The sequence below is a fragment of the Marinomonas spartinae genome, assembly GCF_900089775.1.
GTDB lineage: Bacteria > Pseudomonadota > Gammaproteobacteria > Pseudomonadales > Marinomonadaceae > Marinomonas > Marinomonas spartinae.
In genome coordinates this window covers 1-1397 of sequence record NZ_FLOB01000033.1, presented here as the reverse complement: position 1 = coordinate 1397, position 1397 = coordinate 1, and the positions used below count along the sequence as shown (strand labels likewise).

The following is a 1397-nucleotide window of genomic DNA, read 5'->3' as shown; positions in this document are numbered from 1 at the left end:
CAGACGTTTTTAGGTTCACAGAAGACTTCGAAACTGTAATCTCCCCCTTCTCGCCCTGTGCCAGACGCTTTCATACCACCAAATGGGGTTCGAAGATCTCGCACGTTTTGGCTATTAACAAACATCATGCCCGCTTCTACTTGACGCGCAATGCGATGTACTTTGCTGACATCTTGAGTCCATAAGTAGGAAGCCAGTCCGTAATCATTGTCATTGGCCATCTTCACAACGTCTGCTTCGTCCTTAAATGGGATAATCACAGCAACAGGGCCAAAGATTTCTTCGCGAGCAATTCGCATGGTATTGGTGACATCACGGAAGGCGGTTGGACGTACAAAGTGGCCGCCTTTTAGGTGTTCTGGAAGCTCATCAAGTGGTTTATCAGAGCCCCCTGCAATAAGCTTCGCGCCCTCTTCAATGCCCAACTTGATATAGCCAGTAACCTTTTCCCAGTGCGCTTTAGAGATCAAGGAGCCCACTTGGGTTTGCATATCGTTTGGATCGCCAACTTTGATTTTGGCGGCACGAGCAGCGAAATCATCACAGAACTTGTCGTAAATAGTTTCTTGAACAAACAAACGAGAACCGGCAGTACAACGTTCACCATTAATGGAAAAAATACCGAATACGGCAGCATCGAGGGCACGCTCGTAGTCGCAATCATCAAAAATCATCACGGGGGATTTACCGCCCAGCTCCATGGAGAACTTCTTCAGACCCGCATTCGCGATGATGTGTTTACCCGTTGAGGTACCGCCGGTGAACGAAATGGCATTGACGCTTGGGTCCGTGATCAAGGCGTTTCCGGTTGTCCCACCAAAACCATGAACCACATTAAATACGCCCGCAGGAACCCCGGCTTCAAGGGCAATCTTACCTAAAAAGTCTGTTGTCAAAGGTGACAGTTCAGACTGCTTTATGACCGCCGTATTCCCCAATGCAAGACAAGGTGCTGTTTTCCATGTTCCGGTCATAAAAGGAACGTTCCATGGTGAAATCAAAGCACACACGCCAGTTGGCTGGTACAAACTGTAGTTCAGCATTTGGTCATCCATTGGATAGGTATGACCGTTCATTTGGCGAGACTTCTCGGCAAAGAAATAGAAGTTGTTAGACGCTCGCGGCACAAGTGCATTACGAGTTTGATAGAGAGGGAGACCCGTATCAGCGGTTTCTAATGCGGACAATTCATCGACATTCTGAGCAATCAAATCGCCCATTTTTTCAATGATTTTAGAACGCTTAGCAACGGGCATATTGGCCCAAGCAGGAAATGCGGCTTTCGCAGCGGCGACCGCTTCTGCTACTTGTGTATCGGACGCGTGGGCCACTTCGGCAAGCACTTCTCCCGTCGCAGGGTTAAAGGTTTGAAACGTCTCCTTACTTTCAACCCATTT

At 48.3% G+C, this 1397-nt stretch carries 1 protein-coding gene; it reads right to left on the bottom strand.

Going from position 1 to position 1397, the window contains the following annotated elements:
* A partial coding sequence (gene hpaE, locus MSP8886_RS21760) for a 5-carboxymethyl-2-hydroxymuconate semialdehyde dehydrogenase (protein WP_067021206.1) occupies positions 1-1397 on the bottom strand: 1397 nt, incomplete at both ends.